Origin of the sequence: Neisseria sp. P0014.S002, from assembly GCF_051958295.1 — a bacterium.
Lineage (GTDB): Bacteria > Pseudomonadota > Gammaproteobacteria > Burkholderiales > Neisseriaceae > Neisseria > Neisseria flavescens_B.
In genome coordinates, this window is the sequence record NZ_JBQCVO010000038.1 from 1 (window position 1) to 436 (window position 436).

Consider the following 436-nt stretch of genomic DNA (forward strand, 5'->3'; position numbering starts at 1 on the left):
CCCGGGTATCTAATCCTGTTTGCTACCCATGCTTTCGCTCCTCAGCGTCAGTTACGGCCCAGAGCGGCGCCTTCGCCGCTGGTGTTCCTCATGATATCTGCGCATTTCACCGCTACACCATGAATTCCCCGCTCCCCTACCGTACTCTAGTCATAGCAGTATCGGGTGGCGTCTCTGGGTTGAGCCCAGAGTTTTCACACCCGACTTACCAAACCGCCTACGAGCTCTTTACGCCCAATAAATCCGGATAACGCTTGGTGCCTACGTGTCACCGCGGCTGCTGGCACGTAGTTGGCCGCACCTTCTTCTGTAGGTACCGTCATTTTCTTCCCTACTGAAAGCGGTTTACAACCCTAGGGCCTTCTTCCCGCACGCGGCGTTGCTGCATCAGGCTTTCGCCCATTGTGCAAGATTCCCCACTGCTGCCTCCCGTAGG

General features: G+C 56.7%; 1 rRNA gene. It reads right to left on the reverse strand.

Features of this window, described 5'->3' with window-relative positions:
* Positions 1-436, reverse strand: a 16S ribosomal RNA gene (locus ACTHSX_RS10490); the annotation flags it as partial.